The organism is Chlamydia sp. 04-14 (genome assembly GCF_036632095.1).
Taxonomy (GTDB): domain Bacteria; phylum Chlamydiota; class Chlamydiia; order Chlamydiales; family Chlamydiaceae; genus Chlamydia.
Genome location: NZ_JAPYKW010000004.1, coordinates 1 through 16,295 on the forward strand (window position 1 = coordinate 1; position 16,295 = coordinate 16,295).

A 16,295-nucleotide genomic window follows, 5' to 3' on the forward strand; every position below is an offset into this window, starting at 1 on the left:
GGGGGGGGGGGGTTAGTTGGTTGGATGTGTCCTCAGAGTGTTTTATACCTGCATCTCCGGTTTGTTCTAACAACCATGAAGGAAGTGACGGAGGTGGAGGAGGAAGGGCGTTAGGCGGCTCCATAAGATCTCCTAAATAATTTTAATTTATGATTCTAGAAAGTGTTTTTGAAACTAATTTACCGGCGATGACCCCTAATTATTGAGTGAGTTACTTGAGGCTATCGCATTAGCTGTTAGGCTCAAAAAGTAATAATAAGTTTTTAAAACCCAAGAGATTTTAGATTAGATCTTCCTAATAAGTCAAACACTATGAACGAGTTGTGCTAGAGGGTAATATAGAAAAGGAGATTAAAAAAGATAGTTGTGAATTGGGAATAAAAAGAACATGGGGCAGACAGGATTCGAACCTGTGACCAACGGGTTATGAGTCCGTGGCTCTAACCGCTGAGCTACTGCCCCGTGATTAAGAGAACGGATAGTAGCATATAACCTTCTGACAAGCAAGCGATATCCATCATCTATTCTGAAGATTTTAGATAACGTACGGAGATTTGCTTCATACGCATATATAGAGATTCCCCACCATTTATCCTTCCGATGGATAGATATTGGCTGAGTTGGTCAAAAAATACAGGTCTACACGTTAATACGGTGACGGGCGTTTCCCCAGAATATACTTCAGCAAATAGTGCGGCAATCCCTGAAGAGATCAGAGCTTCTGTATAGGTAAAAAAGAATAAGCGACCTTCTTGATATATCTCATAGAGATATAAGTCGCTCTGACAGCCTAAGACAAGGTTTTCTCTTGTAATTTTACTTTTATCGAAAACTTTAGATTGAGAGCCAATGTCTAAAAGGGAGTTGTATAACGCATCTTTATGAAATTTTTCAGGAAATAGTATCTCTGAAATGCGATGCTGTTTCTTCAAACATCCAGAATGGTGTAATGGGCATACAGAGGGTTCCAAAATTATTCCTCAACAACACGATTAGGCTCTTGTCTCAAGTAGATTAGAGTTTGCGATAGGGTAAGAATTCTTTGATTTGCTGAGGCAATAACAAGATCGGGATCACTGAAATGTAGGCGGTCCTGATACTGTGTTTTAGGTACGTCGAATACATAAGGCAAAGGCGCATTCATCTCCAATTGCAATGTATGTAACGCACTTGTCATTTGAGGATTATTCTGTTGCGCTGCAATTGCAGAAATCTGCTTTTGCATGATCATCTGATTTTTAATTAATTGGTATTGATTAATTGCTTTTTGAATATTTGCCACTTTTTTATCAAAAGCTTCTTGATCCGCAACATAATTATCATCATCACCTAAACGCAGCCCATAGCAGGTTAGAATACTAATTTGGTTCCCTATGCAGGCACCAATGGTAATTCCAACAGCTTCTGGAATGGCATAAATCAGAGCAGAAATAGAGGCAATAATTGTAGCTAAAAGAATTTGACGTGTTCCATTTGGGTCAAGTTGTTGCAACCCATAATTCATCAAATTCCAAAGACTATTCGTATTCTTATACTTATTTTTTCTATCTAAAACATTGGCAGTGAAAATACCAAAAATCACTCCAATACCTAGCCCAATACCTAGCCATATGGTTAAAGTTACTGCCATAGTATGGTGACAAGCTAATATTAGAGCCCAGGCAAGGATATATAATAGAATATATTTCCAATTATCCCTTAAGAAAGAACTAATTTTTTCTCCTACAGAACGTACGTGGTCTAAACATGTTTTTGGAGAAGGGCGATAGGGTAAAATGTTTAAAGAAGAGAGAGGCGGGATGGAAGAGGATATAGTAATTCCATTAATCTTGCTGTCAGGTAGCTGAGGATTCTCTATAGGGATATCCGTTTCGCTATCGGATTCACTATGATTTTGCACGCTTACCACACTCTCCAAGCTACTAGGAGAAGGAGCTCTAAAAGTAACAGAAGATGTCATTCTATATTTATTAAAGATAATTAAGTCGCTACATAGTAAAGTAAATTGATTTTAGTTGTAAATATTGTAATAAATTTTTCCACATGATCTGAAGAGTTCAATAATTTTTTTATAATATTTCGACTATCCGTGAAAGGCGTTTGACTTTTTCTTCACACTGAATATAATTCTGCTGCATTTATGGATGGAGCGGAATGGGATAAGCTCTATTCTTTAAAAAGACCAAATCTGCCCGTCTGGCCAGTCTTTAATGTTAAGATGTCTGTGGCCGAGAGGATTTTGTTTAAGGATAATTAATACATGGCAAAAAAAGAAGACACTATCGTGCTTGAGGGTAGGGTGCAAGAACTCCTTCCCGGGATGCATTTCAAAATATTATTAGAGAATGGCATGCCGGTCACAGCTCATTTATGTGGTAAAATGCGTATGAGTAACATCCGTTTGCTTGTTGGAGATCGCGTTACCGTTGAAATGTCAGCTTACGATCTAACAAAAGCTAGAGTTGTATACAGGCATCGTTAACTGTTTTCTATTGATGTTTTAAAATAAGTGACATAGACTAGGCAATTCTCTGAGCCATTATGAAACAGTGAATATAGGCCCAGATAGCTCAGTGGTAGAGCACTTGCATGGTAAGCAAGCGGTCGTAGGTTCAATTCCTATTCTGGGCAGAAGCAATGGTTGGAGTAAAACTAATTTAATGAGGATTCTGAAATGTCAAAAGAAACTTTTCAACGTAATAAACCCCATATCAATATAGGGACCATTGGACACGTTGACCACGGTAAAACTACGCTAACAGCTGCGATTACACGTGCGCTGTCAGCAGAGGGGTTGGCTAATTTTTGCGATTACAGTTCTATTGACAATACTCCTGAAGAAAAAGCTAGAGGAATTACTATCAACGCATCTCACGTTGAATATGAAACTCCTAACCGTCACTATGCTCACGTAGACTGTCCAGGTCACGCTGACTACGTTAAAAACATGATTACAGGTGCTGCCCAGATGGACGGTGCAATTCTCGTTGTTTCAGCTACTGACGGTGCGATGCCTCAGACAAAAGAACACATTCTTTTGGCAAGACAGGTTGGTGTTCCTTACATCGTTGTTTTCCTTAATAAGATCGATATGATTTCTCAAGAAGATGCCGAGCTTGTAGATTTAGTTGAAATGGAATTAGCTGAACTTTTAGAAGAAAAAGGCTACAAAGGTTGCCCAATCATCCGTGGTTCTGCTTTGAAGGCTTTGGAAGGCGATGCGAGCTATGTCGAAAAAATTCGTGAATTAATGCAGGCAGTGGATGATAACATCCCTACACCGGAGCGTGAAATTGATAAACCTTTCTTAATGCCTATTGAAGACGTATTTTCTATTTCTGGTCGTGGTACTGTGGTAACAGGACGTATCGAGCGTGGAATTGTTAAAGTTGGTGATAAAGTACAGATCGTTGGTTTAAGAGATACTAGAGAGACTATTGTTACCGGTGTGGAAATGTTCAGAAAAGAACTTCCAGAAGGTCGAGCAGGAGAAAACGTTGGTCTTCTCCTCAGAGGTATCGGTAAGAATGACGTTGAACGTGGTATGGTGATTTGCCAACCTAACAGCGTAAAATCTCACACACAATTTAAAGGTGCTGTTTATATCCTACAAAAAGAAGAAGGTGGACGTCATAAACCTTTCTTCACTGGATACAGACCACAATTCTTCTTCCGTACAACAGACGTAACAGGTGTTGTAACTCTTCCAGAAGGTACAGAGATGGTCATGCCGGGTGATAACGTTGAATTTGATGTTCAATTAATTAGCCCAGTAGCTCTAGAAGAAGGTATGAGATTTGCTATTCGTGAAGGTGGTCGTACAATCGGCGCTGGAACGATCTCAAAAATTATTGCCTAATATAGGTAAATTTATAAGCATGATTGAGGTTTTTGGTCTCAATCATGCTTTTTTGGGTGTGTAGCTTAGCTGGTAGAGCAGTGGCCTCCAAAGCCGCCGGTCGGGGGTTCGACTCCCTTCGCACCCGTATAGACTTAATTTTTGATCTAGAAATTCGCTTATGAAACAACGCAATCACCAAGAGACACTCTCTAAAAAAATCTCTAAGGCTAAAAAGCAAGCAGGAGCTGGCTTTCTAGACGAAATTAAAAAAATTGAATGGGTCAGTAAGCGTGATCTGAAAAGATACGTGAAAATCGTGATAGCAAGTATTTTTGGTTTAGGCTTTTCTATATATTGTGTTGATCTGGTGTTTCGTAAGCTACTTACGTTGCTAAGTAGTATAACAGGCTTTTTGTTTGGTTAGTTGCATGTTTAAGTGGTATGTCGTTCAAGTTTTTACGGCTCAAGAAAAAAAAGTTAAAAAAGCTTTAGAAGATTTTAAAGAATCATCTGGAATGGCGGATTTTATACAAGAGATCGTCTTGCCTATAGAAAACGTTATGGAAGTAAAAAAAGGTGAACATAAAGTAGTCGAGAAATTCATCTGGCCGGGATACCTGTTAATTAAAATGCATTTGACGGATGAATCTTGGTTATATGTAAAAAATAATCCTGGCGTTGTTGAATTTTTAGGTGGAGGAGTTCCTCTAGCTTTATCCGAAGATGAAGTAAGAAACATTTTAAAGGATCTCGAAGAGAAGAAAGCAGGTGTTGTACAAAAACATAAATTTGATGTTGGCTCCAGAGTCAAAATTAATGATGGTGTTTTTGTGAACTTCATCGGTGTTGTTTCTGAAGTTTTTCATGATAAGGGGCGCTTGAGCGTCATGGTATCCATCTTTGGAAGAGAAACTCGTGTTGATGATTTAGAGTTTTGGCAAGTGGAAGAGGTTGCTCTGGAACAAGAAAGTGAATAAGAGTAAGAAAATCTGTGTATTCTTATTCTCTATCTTCTTATAATTTTAGTTTTTCGTTTCTTCCTCTTTATTCATAGAGGGGCGTCAAGATAGAGTAAGGTTTAGTATGTCGAATAAAAAGGTAATTAAGTTAATTAAACTGCAAATTCCTGGTGGTAAAGCCAATCCAGCTCCTCCAATAGGACCTGCTTTAGGTGCTGCTGGTGTCAATATTATGGGATTTTGCAAAGAGTTTAATGCTGCAACGCAAGATCGTCCTGGAGACCTGTTGCCTGTAGTAATTACTGTTTATTCAGATAAAACTTTTACATTCATAACCAAACAACCTCCCGTATCTTCTTTGATCAAAAAGGCATTGAATCTAGAGTCTGGATCTAAAATTCCTAACAGAAATAAAGTTGGAAAATTGACTCAGGCGCAGGTGATGGCTATTGCCGAACAAAAAATGAAGGATATGGACGTCGTTCTTATTGATTCTGCGAAACGCATGGTGGAAGGAACAGCCCGAAGTATGGGTATAGACGTCGAGTAAATTGTAATAGGGCTGCATAATTATGACAAAACATGGAAAACGTATACGAGGCATCTTAAAAAGCTATGATTTTTCAAAGTCATATTCTTTGCAAGAAGCTATAGACATTTTAAAACAATGCCCCACAGTGCGCTTTGATCAAACTGTCGACGTATCTATCAAACTGGGCATAGATCCAAAGAAAAGTGATCAACAAATTCGTGGATCAGTTTCTCTGCCTAATGGCACAGGAAAAACTTTAAAAATTCTTGTATTTGCTGCTGGAGAAAAAGCTAAGGAGGCATTAGATGCCGGAGCTGATTTCGTGGGTAGCGATGATCTTGTTGAAAGAATCAAAGGTGGTTGGGTCGATTTTGATGTCGCTGTTGCCACTCCAGATATGATGCGTGAAGTTGGAAAATTAGGTAAGGTTTTAGGACCTAGAAATCTTATGCCTACACCTAAAGCCGGCACAGTAACAATGGATGTTACTAAAGCTATTGCTGAATTGCGCAAGGGAAAAATTGAATTTAAAGCAGATCGCGCCGGAGTATGTAATGCTGGCGTAGGTAAGCTATCATTTGATGGGAATCTTCTTAAAGAAAATATCGAAGCTTTATGCTCTGCTTTAATCAAAGCTAAGCCGCCGGCAGCTAAGGGGCAATATCTAGTATCATTCACCGTTTCTTCAACTATGGGGCCCGGTATTTCTATAGATACTAGAGAGTTAATGGCGTCTTAATTCAAGAGGGAAAATGAAAGAAGAAAAGAAATTACTCCTTCAAGAGGTAGAAGAGAAAATCTCCGCATCCCAAGGTTTTATTTTATTAAGATATCTTGGATTTACGGCAGCATATTCTAGAGAGTTTCGCAATTCACTCTCCGGAGTTTCTGCAGAATTTGAAGTATTGAAAAAAAGAATTTTTTTCAAAGCCATGGAAAGTGCTGGTTTTGATATAGATTCTTCGGATACCGGAGGACATCTAGGCGTAGTATTTGCTTATGATGATGCTGTCTCTGCAGCAAAACAAGTATTAGATTTTAATAAACAACATAACGATTCACTAGTTTTTCTCGCCGGACGAATTGATAGCGCTAACTTGTCGGGTAAGGAAGTAGAGGCTGTTGCCAAATTACCTTCAATAAAAGAATTGAGACAACAAATTGTAGGGCTGTTAGCTGCTCCTATGTCTCAGGTTGTTGGAATTATGGGATCGGCCCTTTCTGGTGTTATCTCCTGTATCGACCAGAAAACACAAAAAAACTAAGAAGAATGTTAAAACTCTCAAATTAAGTAAGGGTGACAAAAGTGACGACACAAAGTTTGGAAACTTTAGTAGAGACATTAAGCAGCTTAACAGTATTAGAACTAGCCGCTTTAAAAAAATTGTTAGAAGATAAATGGGATGTCACTGCTGCTGCTCCTATGATGGCTGTTGCTGCTGGCGCTGCTGTTGGAGGTGGTGATGCCGCTCCTGCTGAGTCAACAGAATTTGCTGTGACTTTAGAAGATGTTCCTGCGGATAAAAAAATCGGCGTTTTAAAAGTTGTTCGAGAAGTTACTGGATTAGCTTTAAAAGAAGCTAAAGAAATGACAGAAGGCTTACCTAAAACTGTTAAAGAAAAAACTTCTAAGTCTGATGCTGAGGATACTGTTAAAAAATTACAAGAAGCTGGAGCAAAAGCTTCCTTTAAAGGCTTGTAATCTATAGGAAAGAAAAATCCTTATAGATTTTTCTTTTCTTTTTTTATCATGTATACAATCGTAATACTCCCTTAACAGGCATACGTAGGCTTGTTTAAGGGAAGTCTTTTGGCATCACAATAGTCTTAGGAGAGCTCGCATGTTCAAATGCCCGGAGCGGGTTAGCGTCAAAAAAAAGGAAGATATCTTAGATCTTCCAAATCTTATTGAAATTCAAATTAAGTCATACAAGCAATTTCTTCAGATTGGGAAGCTTGCGGAAGAGCGCGATAATGTCGGCTTGGAAGAAGTTTTCAGAGAGATTTTTCCAATTAAATCTTATAACGAAGCTACTATCTTAGAGTATTTATCTTATAACTTAGGTGTGCCGAAATACTCACCCGATGAGTGTATTCGTAGAGGAATCACCTATAGCGTAACTCTAAAAGTTCGTTTTCGTTTGACCGATGAAACAGGAATCAAAGAAGAAGAAGTCTATATGGGAACCATACCCATTATGACAGACAAAGGTACCTTCATTATCAATGGTGCTGAAAGAGTCGTTGTTTCTCAGGTGCATAGATCTCCAGGAATTAACTTTGAACAGGAAAAGCACTCTAAAGGAAATATTTTATTTTCTTTTAGAATTATTCCTTATCGAGGTAGCTGGTTAGAAGCTATTTTTGATATCAATGATTTAATTTATATCCATATTGATAGAAAGAAACGTCGTCGTAAGATTTTAGCTATGACGTTTATTCGTGCTTTGGGGTATTCATCTGATGCCGATATCATTGAAGAGTTTTTCCAAATAGAAGAGCGCTCTTTAAAGAGTGAAAAAGATTTCACTCTTTTGGTTGGTAAGATTTTAGCTGATAATGTTCTTGACGAGGCTTCTTCGTTGGTTTACGGAAAAGCTGGTGAAAAACTTAGTACAGCAATGTTAAAACGCATGCTGGACGCTGATATTTCAACTTTAAAAATAGCTGTAGAGGCAGATGAGAATCACCCTATCATCAAAATGTTGGCGAAAGATCCAACAGACTCTTATGAAGCTGCTTTAAAAGACTTTTATCGAAGATTGCGTCCAGGCGAGCCTGCAACATTAGCAAACGCTAGATCTACAATTATGCGTCTATTCTTCGATTCTAAGCGCTATAACTTAGGTAGAGTCGGTCGTTACAAGTTGAATAGAAAACTTGGATTCCCAATGGACGATGAGTCTCTATCACAGGTTACCCTGAGAAAAGAAGATGTTATCGGTGCTTTAAAGTATCTTATCCGTTTAAAAATGGGAGATGAAAAAGCTTCGATTGATGATATTGACCATTTAGCAAATCGTCGCGTACGTTCTGTAGGGGAATTAATTCAAAACCAATGCCGCTCGGGCTTGGCTAGAATGGAAAAAATTGTTCGTGAGAGAATGAATCTATTTGATTTCTCTTCCGATACATTAATTCCTGGAAAAATTATCTCGGCAAAAGGTCTCGCAAGTGTTTTAAAAGACTTTTTCGGTCGTTCTCAACTTTCTCAATTTATGGATCAAACTAATCCTGTGGCGGAATTAACGCACAAGCGGCGTTTATCAGCTTTGGGCCCTGGAGGTTTGAATAGGGAAAGAGCCGGATTTGAAGTTCGTGACGTACATGCGAGTCACTATGGACGTATTTGTCCAATTGAGACTCCAGAAGGACCAAATATTGGTTTAATTACCTCGCTTTCTTCTTTTGCGAAAATCAATGAATTTGGATTTATTGAGACTCCTTACCGTATTGTTAGAGATGGTATCGTTACCGATGAAATCGAATATATGACTGCTGACGTTGAAGAAGAATGTGTGATTGCTCAGGCTTCAGCAACTTTAGATGAATATAATATGTTTGTGGATCCTGTATGTTGGGCAAGGTGTCGTGGAGAGGCTTTTGAAGCTGATACAAGTACTGTTACACATATGGACGTTTCTCCAAAACAATTGGTATCAATTGTTACAGGCTTGATTCCATTTTTAGAACATGATGACGCTAACCGTGCTCTCATGGGATCAAACATGCAACGTCAGGCTGTACCCTTGTTAAAGACAGAATCTCCTATTGTTGGAACGGGATTGGAAGCTCGTGCTGCTAAAGATTCTGGGGCCATTGTTGTCGCTGAAGAAGACGGAATTGTTGAATATGTTGACGGTTATAAGATAGTTATTTCCGCTAAACATAACCCAACATTGAAACGTACTTATGATCTTAAAAAGTTCTTAAGATCAAATTCAGGTACGTGCATTAACCAACGACCTTTATGTAGTGTTGGAGATGTAGTAGTTAAAGGTGATGTTATTGCTGACGGCCCTGCTACAGATCAAGGAGAGCTTGCTTTAGGAAAGAATATCCTAGTTGCCTTCATGCCATGGTATGGATACAACTTTGAGGATGCGATTATTATTTCTGAAAAGCTCATTAAGCAAGATGCTTATACTTCGATTTATATTGAAGAATTCGAACTGACAGCTAGAGATACAAAATTAGGAAAAGAAGAGATTACTCGTGATATTCCTAATGTCTCTGAGGAAGTTTTAGCAAACTTAGGTGAAGACGGAATCATTCGGATTGGTGCTGAAGTAAAACCTGGCGATATTCTTGTCGGTAAAATCACGCCAAAATCAGAAACAGAACTCGCTCCAGAAGAGCGTCTTCTACGCGCTATTTTTGGTGAGAAGGCTGCTGATGTTAAAGATGCTTCCTTGACGGTGCCTCCTGGAACAGAAGGAGTCGTCATGGATGTTAAGGTCTTTAGTAGAAAAGACAGACTTTCTAAGAGTGATGACGAACTTGTGGAAGAAGCTGTTCATTTAAAAGACTTGCAGAAGGGTTATAAGAATCAAATTTCAGTGTTGAAGGTTGAATATCGTGAGAAACTCGGAGCATTATTGCTTAATGAGAAAGCTCCAGCTTCGATTATTCACCGACGTACAGCGGATATCTTGGTTCAAGAAGGTACAGTATTTGATCAAGAGACTATAGAACTTCTTGAACAAGAGACTTTAGTCGATCTTCTTATGCCTCCCTGTGAAATGTACGATGTCTTAAAAGGTCTGCTTTCTGATTATGAGACTTCTTTACAACGTCTGGAAGTCAATTATAAAACAGAAGTTGAGCATATCCGTGAAGGAGATGCTGATCTTGATCACGGTGTCATTCGTCAGGTTAAGGTTTATGTAGCTTCAAAAAGAAAACTCCAAGTTGGAGATAAAATGGCTGGACGTCACGGAAACAAAGGGGTTGTTTCTAAGATTGTTCCTGAAGCTGATATGCCATATTTAGCTAATGGCGAAACTGTACAGATGATCTTAAATCCTCTTGGGGTGCCTTCGAGGATGAACTTGGGCCAGGTGTTAGAAACACATCTTGGTTATGCTGCAAAAACTGCTGGCATTCATGTAAAAACTCCAGTGTTTGAAGGATTCCCAGAATCTCGTATCTGGGACATGATGATCGAGCAAGGATTACCTGCAGACGGTAAGTCTTACCTATACGATGGAAAGACGGGAGAGAGATTCGATAATACTGTAGTTATTGGCTACATTTATATGTTGAAACTCAGCCACTTGATTGCAGATAAAATTCACGCTAGATCTATTGGACCTTACTCTCTAGTAACTCAGCAGCCTCTTGGAGGTAAAGCTCAGATGGGAGGTCAAAGATTTGGGGAGATGGAAGTGTGGGCTTTAGAAGCTTATGGGGTAGCTCATATGCTCCAAGAGATTCTCACAGTAAAATCTGACGACGTTTCTGGACGAACAAGGATTTACGAATCTATTGTTAAAGGAGAAAATCTTCTTAAATCAGGTACACCTGAGTCGTTTAACGTTTTAATTAAAGAAATGCAAGGTTTAGGACTTGATGTCCGTCCTATGGTAGTAGATGCTTAACAAATCACTTATTGGAGAAAAACAATAATGTTCGGAGAAGGTTCTCGAGACAATGTCACTCTATCTAAAGAGGGGCTATTTGATAAATTAGAAATTGGAATTGCCTCAGATATTACTATTCGCGATAAGTGGTCTTGTGGGGAAATTAAGAAGCCTGAAACAATCAATTACCGTACGTTTAAACCTGAAAAAGGTGGGCTATTTTGCGAAAAGATTTTCGGTCCTACAAAGGATTGGGAATGTTGTTGTGGTAAATATAAGAAAATAAAACACAAAGGGATTGTTTGCGATCGCTGTGGGGTAGAGGTAACTCTTTCTAAAGTACGTCGCGAACGTATGGCTCATATAGAGCTAGCAGTACCTATTGTGCATATATGGTTTTTCAAGACTACACCTTCAAGAATAGGTAACGTCTTAGGAATGACCGCATCTGATCTTGAAAGGATTATTTATTACGAAGAATATGTAGTCATCGATCCAGGTAAGACAGATTTAAATAAGAAACAGCTTTTAAATGATGCTCAATATCGAGAAGTCATTGAGAAGTGGGGTAAAGATGCTTTCGTAGCTAAAATGGGTGGAGAAGCTATCTATGATTTATTAAAATCAGAAGATCTTCAAAGCTTGTTAAAAGAGCTTAAGGATCGTTTACGAAAAACAAAATCTCAGCAAGCTAGAATGAAACTTGCTAAACGATTAAAGATTATTGAAGGTTTTGTTTCCTCTTCCAATCATCCTGAATGGATGGTTTTAAAAAGCGTTCCCGTTGTTCCACCTGATCTTCGTCCGTTGGTTCCATTGGATGGTGGAAGATTTGCTACTTCTGATTTAAACGATTTGTATCGTCGTGTAATCAATCGTAACAATCGTCTGAAGGCTATTTTAAGATTGAAAACTCCAGAAGTGATTGTTCGTAATGAAAAACGTATGCTACAGGAAGCTGTGGATGCCTTATTTGATAATGGTCGTCACGGTCATCCTGTAATGGGTGCGGGAAATCGTCCTTTAAAATCTCTTTCTGAAATGTTGAAAGGGAAAAACGGACGTTTCCGACAAAACCTCTTAGGTAAGAGGGTCGACTATTCCGGACGTTCTGTTATTATCGTTGGTCCTGAATTGAAATTTAATCAATGTGGTCTGCCTAAAGAAATGGCTCTTGAATTGTTCGAGCCGTTTATTATTAAAAGACTCAAAGATCAAGGTAGTGTCTATACCATTCGTTCTGCTAAGAAGATGATTCAACGTGGAGCTCCTGAGGTTTGGGACGTTTTAGAAGAAATCATTAAAGGCCATCCTGTTCTACTTAACCGAGCGCCCACGCTTCACCGTTTAGGGATACAGGCTTTCGAACCTGTATTGATTGAAGGTAAAGCGATTCGTGTCCATCCGTTAGTATGTGCAGCTTTCAACGCTGACTTTGACGGAGACCAAATGGCTGTTCACGTGCCACTATCTATCGAAGCACAGCTAGAAGCTAAGGTTTTGATGATGGCTCCTGATAACATCTTCTTGCCATCTTCAGGAAAACCTGTTGCAACACCTTCTAAAGACATGACATTGGGTATTTATTATCTAATGGCTGATCCTACATATTTCCCAGAAGATCATGGTGGAAAAATCAAGATCTTTAGAGATGTTACTGAAGTATTGCGAGCATTATATACAGGTGGATTCCTCGATGAACGTATAGGTAATCGTTGTGATGAAACCGGACGCGGCATCCATATTCATGAAAAAATCAAGGTGCGTATCGATGGTCAGATCATTGAGACCACTCCTGGAAGGGTTCTATTTAATAGAATTGTCCCTAAGGAATTAGGATTCCAAAATTACAGTATGCCAAGTAAGCGTATCAGTGAATTGATTTTGCAATGTTATAAGAGAGTCGGTCTTGAAGCTACTGTACGTTTTTTAGATGACCTTAAAGATTTAGGCTTTATCCAAGCGACAAAAGCTGCGATTTCTATGGGATTGAAAGACGTTAGAATTCCTGAAATTAAGACAGAAATTCTTAAAGAAGCTTACGATAAAGTTGCGGTTGTTAAGAAGCAATATGACGATGGTATTATTACCGACGGAGAGCGCCATTCCAAAACTATTAGTATTTGGACAGAAGTTTCCGAGTTGTTGTCAGATGCTCTTTATGTTGAGATTAGCAAACAAGCGAAGAGTAAGCACAATCCTTTGTTCTTGATGATTGATTCCGGAGCTCGAGGTAATAAGTCTCAGTTAAAACAGTTAGGCGCTTTGCGTGGTTTGATGGCGAAGCCAAATGGAGCCATTATTGAATCTCCAATTACTTCAAACTTCCGTGAAGGATTAACAGTTCTTGAGTACTCAATTTCTTCTCACGGTGCTAGAAAAGGTTTAGCCGATACCGCCTTAAAAACAGCGGATTCTGGATATTTAACTCGAAGACTTGTTGACGTAGCCCAAGATGTAATTATTACAGAGAAAGATTGCGGGACATTGAATCATATTGAGATTTCTGCGATTCGCCAAGGTTCTGAAGAACTTTTACCTTTAAAAGATCGTATTTACGGTCGTACGGTTTCTGAAGATATCTACCAACCAGGGGACAAGAGCAAGCTTCTTGCTAAGAATGGAGACGTTGTTACATCTGCCCAGGCAGAACTTATTGATGATGCTGGAATTGAAAGTATCAAAATTCGTTCTACACTTACTTGTGAAAGTCGTCGAGGTGTTTGCGCTAAGTGTTACGGGTTAAATCTTGCCAATGGTCGCCTTATTGGTTTAGGGGAAGCAGTAGGTATTATCGCTGCCCAATCCATCGGAGAACCTGGAACACAGTTAACAATGAGAACATTCCACCTTGGGGGTATTGCTGCGACATCCTCCACTCCGGAAATTGTTACCGATTGTGATGGTATTTTGGTGTACATGGATCTTCGTGTCGTTGTGGGCCAAGATGGAAATAACCTTGTGTTGAATAAGAAGGGAGCCATTCACGTTGTCCGTGATGAGGGACGTAATCTAGAAGAATACAAGAAGCTTTTAAGTACTAAGTCTATAGAAAGTCTAGAGACTTATCCTGTAGAGCTTGGTGTGAAAATTTTAGTTGGCGATGGTGAGAAAGTATCTTCAGGTCAAAGAATTGCTGAAGTTGAACTGCACAATATTCCAATTATCTGTGATAAGCCTGGTTTTGTAAAATATGAAGACTTAGTAGAAGGTATTTCTACAGAGAAAGTCGTCAATAAAAACACAGGGTTAGTCGAGCTTATTGTTAAACAGCATCGTGGTGAATTACATCCTCAAATTGCTATTTACTCTGATGCCGGTTTAACAGAATTGGTTGGAACCTATGCGATTCCTTCTGGAGCTATTATTTCAGTGGAAGAAAACCAAAAAGTTGATCCAGGTATGTTGTTAGCGAGATTGCCTCGTGGAGCTATTAAGACTAAGGATATTACTGGTGGTTTACCACGGGTTGCTGAGTTGGTTGAAGCTAGAAAACCTGAAGATGCAGCAGATATTGCTAAGATTGATGGTGTTGTAGACTTTAAAGGAATTCAGAAAAATAAACGTATTCTTGTTGTTCGTGATGAAATCACAGGAATGGAAGAAGAACACCTCATCCCATTGACCAAACACTTGATTGTTCAGCGTGGAGATAACGTGATGAAAGGGCAGCAACTTACAGATGGTTTAGTTGTTCCTCATGAAATCTTAGAAATCTGTGGTGTTCGTGAATTACAGAAATATTTGGTGAACGAAGTTCAAGAAGTTTATCGTCTACAAGGTGTGGACATCAATGATAAGCATATTGAAATTATTGTGCGTCAGATGTTGCAGAAAGTTCGCATTACTGATCCAGGTGATACAACTTTACTCTTTGGTGAAGAAGTTAATAAGAAAGAGTTTTACGAAGAAAATAGACGTACGGAAGAAGATGGTGGTAAACCGGCTCAAGCTGTTCCTGTATTGTTAGGAATTACCAAAGCTTCGTTGGGTACAGAATCCTTTATTTCTGCAGCATCCTTCCAAGATACGACTCGGGTATTAACTGATGCGGCTTGTAGTAGTAAAACTGACTACCTCTTAGGATTTAAAGAAAATGTCATTATGGGACATATGATTCCTGGAGGTACAGGGTTTGATACGCATAAGCGGATTAAGCAATACTTAGAAAAAGAACAAGAGGATCTTGTTTTTGACTTTGTAAGCGAATCTGAATGCGCTTGTTAGCTAGGCTTTAGGCTTTAACGATCGGAATAGGAGGTTAAGTTTTGATCCATAACCTCCTTGATAGTAATGTTTTTTTTTGGTAGCCTCACCGAAAGACGAATAGTGATAACAGGGTGCTTATGTCTAGCCAATTCGAGCAACTAAAACTCTTGAGTGTTCTTGTTTGTGATACTGGTGATCCAGAGTTAGTTAAATCTTCAGGATCTCAAGACGCAACGACGAATCCATCTCTTATTCTCAAAGTTGCGCAAGAGCCGAAGTATCAAGAATTGCTAACCGAAGCAATTGCTTGGGGAATTCGACAAAACGGCGATGATATTCAAACTTTAACTTTTGTTTTAGACAAGATACAGGTCAATTTTGGTTTAGAAATTCTTAACTGTATTCCGGGTAGAGTTTCTTTGGAAATTGATGCGCGTCTTTCGTTTAATGCAGAAGCAATGATTCAAAGAGCCATTTTCTTAAGTGAGTTATTTGCTGCTGCCGGTGGCGATAAGAAACGTCTTCTAGTTAAAATTCCTGGCACTTGGGAAGGAATTCAAGCTGTAGAAGTTCTAGAAAAACAGGGTATTGCCTGTAATGTGACTCTTGTTTTTAATTTGATTCAGGCTATTGCTGCTGCAAAAGCAAAAGCAACATTAATTTCACCGTTCGTTGGTCGTATTTATGATTGGTGGATAGCTGCTTATGGAGATGAAGGGTATTCTATAGAGGCTGATCCAGGTGTGGCTTCTGTATCGAATATCTATACATATTATAAGAAGTTTGATATCCCTACACAAATCATGGCCGCTTCTTTCCGTTCTAAGGAACAGGTATTAGCTCTAGCAGGATGTGATTTGCTAACAGTTTCTCCAAAACTGTTAGATGAATTGAAAAAGGATCAATCACCGGTTACAAAAAAATTAGATGTTGCAGCTGCTAAGAAACTAGATGTTCAACCTGTTGAATTAACAGAAAGTGTATTTCGTTTCTTAATGAATGAAGACGCTATGGCTACTGAGAAACTTGCTGAGGGTATTCGTATATTTTCTGGTGATACTCAAATTCTTGAAGCAGCGGTTACAGAATTTATTAAGCAAATAGCTGCCCAAGATGCGTAAGAAAAACTGTCTTTGAGTTGAAGTAAATACTTTAAAGGCAAATTAAAGAAG

Annotated in this window: 13 protein-coding genes and 3 tRNA genes; 13 read left to right on the forward strand and 3 right to left on the reverse strand. The window is 38.9% G+C overall.

The features are described from left to right. Positions 1-389: 389 nt before the first annotated feature. From O6937_RS04945 to O6937_RS04955, 3 genes are all read right to left on the reverse strand, one after another. Positions 390-462, reverse strand: a tRNA-Ile gene (locus tag O6937_RS04945). Between the two features lie 59 nt (positions 463-521). Continuing rightward, the gene (locus O6937_RS04950; protein WP_332390540.1) at positions 522-971 is read right to left on the reverse strand and encodes a SufE family protein; all 450 of its coding nucleotides are present in this window, start codon (positions 969-971) and stop codon (positions 522-524) included. Positions 972-973: 2 nt separating this feature from the next. Continuing rightward, positions 974-1,960: a hypothetical protein gene (locus tag O6937_RS04955; RefSeq protein ID WP_332390541.1), complete on the reverse strand. Its 987-nt coding sequence runs from the start codon at positions 1,958-1,960 to the stop codon at positions 974-976. A gap of 300 nt (positions 1,961-2,260) precedes the next feature. On the opposite strand from O6937_RS04955, the gene infA reads away from it, so the two are divergent. The 13 genes from infA (at position 2,261) to tal (ending at position 16,244) form a co-directional block, all read left to right on the forward strand. Continuing rightward, complete coding sequence (infA, locus tag O6937_RS04960) at positions 2,261-2,482, forward strand: translation initiation factor IF-1 (RefSeq protein WP_006343365.1); 222 nt, start codon at positions 2,261-2,263, stop codon at positions 2,480-2,482. Positions 2,483-2,559: 77 nt separating this feature from the next. Beyond that, positions 2,560-2,631, forward strand: a tRNA-Thr gene (locus tag O6937_RS04965). Between the two features lie 43 nt (positions 2,632-2,674). Further along, positions 2,675-3,859 (forward strand): elongation factor Tu, encoded by a 1,185-nt coding sequence (gene tuf / locus O6937_RS04970; RefSeq protein ID WP_332390542.1) that lies wholly within the window; start codon positions 2,675-2,677, stop codon positions 3,857-3,859. Between the two features lie 54 nt (positions 3,860-3,913). Continuing rightward, positions 3,914-3,986, forward strand: a tRNA-Trp gene (locus tag O6937_RS04975). A gap of 33 nt (positions 3,987-4,019) precedes the next feature. After that, positions 4,020-4,265 carry a preprotein translocase subunit SecE gene (gene secE, locus O6937_RS04980; protein WP_117274460.1) on the forward strand — a complete coding sequence of 82 codons (246 nt, stop codon included), beginning with the start codon at positions 4,020-4,022 and terminating at the stop codon, positions 4,263-4,265. 4 nt (positions 4,266-4,269) lie between these two features. Continuing rightward, positions 4,270-4,818 carry a transcription termination/antitermination protein NusG gene (nusG, locus tag O6937_RS04985; protein WP_332390543.1) on the forward strand — a complete coding sequence of 183 codons (549 nt, stop codon included), beginning with the start codon at positions 4,270-4,272 and terminating at the stop codon, positions 4,816-4,818. Between the two features lie 106 nt (positions 4,819-4,924). Beyond that, complete coding sequence (rplK, locus tag O6937_RS04990) at positions 4,925-5,350, forward strand: 50S ribosomal protein L11 (protein WP_332390544.1); 426 nt, start codon at positions 4,925-4,927, stop codon at positions 5,348-5,350. 22 nt (positions 5,351-5,372) lie between these two features. Further along, positions 5,373-6,071 carry a 50S ribosomal protein L1 gene (gene rplA / locus O6937_RS04995; protein ID WP_213241250.1) on the forward strand — a complete coding sequence of 233 codons (699 nt, stop codon included), beginning with the start codon at positions 5,373-5,375 and terminating at the stop codon, positions 6,069-6,071. A 13-nt stretch (positions 6,072-6,084) separates the two neighbouring features. Then, positions 6,085-6,597 (forward strand): 50S ribosomal protein L10, encoded by a 513-nt coding sequence (gene rplJ, locus O6937_RS05000; protein ID WP_332390545.1) that lies wholly within the window; start codon positions 6,085-6,087, stop codon positions 6,595-6,597. A 41-nt stretch (positions 6,598-6,638) separates the two neighbouring features. Then, positions 6,639-7,034: a 50S ribosomal protein L7/L12 gene (gene rplL / locus O6937_RS05005; RefSeq protein ID WP_332390546.1), complete on the forward strand. Its 396-nt coding sequence runs from the start codon at positions 6,639-6,641 to the stop codon at positions 7,032-7,034. Between the two features lie 139 nt (positions 7,035-7,173). Further along, positions 7,174-10,932 (forward strand): DNA-directed RNA polymerase subunit beta, encoded by a 3,759-nt coding sequence (gene rpoB, locus O6937_RS05010; RefSeq protein ID WP_332390547.1) that lies wholly within the window; start codon positions 7,174-7,176, stop codon positions 10,930-10,932. Positions 10,933-10,959: 27 nt separating this feature from the next. Further along, the gene (gene rpoC / locus O6937_RS05015; protein ID WP_332390548.1) at positions 10,960-15,141 is read left to right on the forward strand and encodes a DNA-directed RNA polymerase subunit beta'; all 4,182 of its coding nucleotides are present in this window, start codon (positions 10,960-10,962) and stop codon (positions 15,139-15,141) included. A gap of 119 nt (positions 15,142-15,260) precedes the next feature. Continuing rightward, a complete protein-coding gene (tal, locus tag O6937_RS05020; protein ID WP_332390549.1) occupies positions 15,261-16,244 on the forward strand; it encodes a transaldolase in 984 nt (327 codons plus the stop codon). Positions 16,245-16,295 lie beyond the last annotated feature (51 nt).

Bases quoted from the DNA above. Each gene is read 5' to 3' on its own strand.
- O6937_RS04955 (WP_332390541.1), bottom strand. From the start codon at position 1,960: ATGACATCTTCTGTTACTTTTAGAGCTCCTTCTCCTAGTAGCTTGGAG.
- infA (WP_006343365.1), top strand. From the start codon at position 2,261: ATGGCAAAAAAAGAAGACACTATCGTGCTTGAGGGTAGGGTGCAAGAA.
- tuf (WP_332390542.1), top strand. From the start codon at position 2,675: ATGTCAAAAGAAACTTTTCAACGTAATAAACCCCATATCAATATAGGG.
- secE (WP_117274460.1), top strand. From the start codon at position 4,020: ATGAAACAACGCAATCACCAAGAGACACTCTCTAAAAAAATCTCTAAG.
- nusG (WP_332390543.1), top strand. From the start codon at position 4,270: ATGTTTAAGTGGTATGTCGTTCAAGTTTTTACGGCTCAAGAAAAAAAA.
- rplK (WP_332390544.1), top strand. From the start codon at position 4,925: ATGTCGAATAAAAAGGTAATTAAGTTAATTAAACTGCAAATTCCTGGT.
- rplA (WP_213241250.1), top strand. From the start codon at position 5,373: ATGACAAAACATGGAAAACGTATACGAGGCATCTTAAAAAGCTATGAT.
- rplJ (WP_332390545.1), top strand. From the start codon at position 6,085: ATGAAAGAAGAAAAGAAATTACTCCTTCAAGAGGTAGAAGAGAAAATC.
- rpoB (WP_332390547.1), top strand. From the start codon at position 7,174: ATGTTCAAATGCCCGGAGCGGGTTAGCGTCAAAAAAAAGGAAGATATC.
- rpoC (WP_332390548.1), top strand. From the start codon at position 10,960: ATGTTCGGAGAAGGTTCTCGAGACAATGTCACTCTATCTAAAGAGGGG.
- tal (WP_332390549.1), top strand. From the start codon at position 15,261: ATGTCTAGCCAATTCGAGCAACTAAAACTCTTGAGTGTTCTTGTTTGT.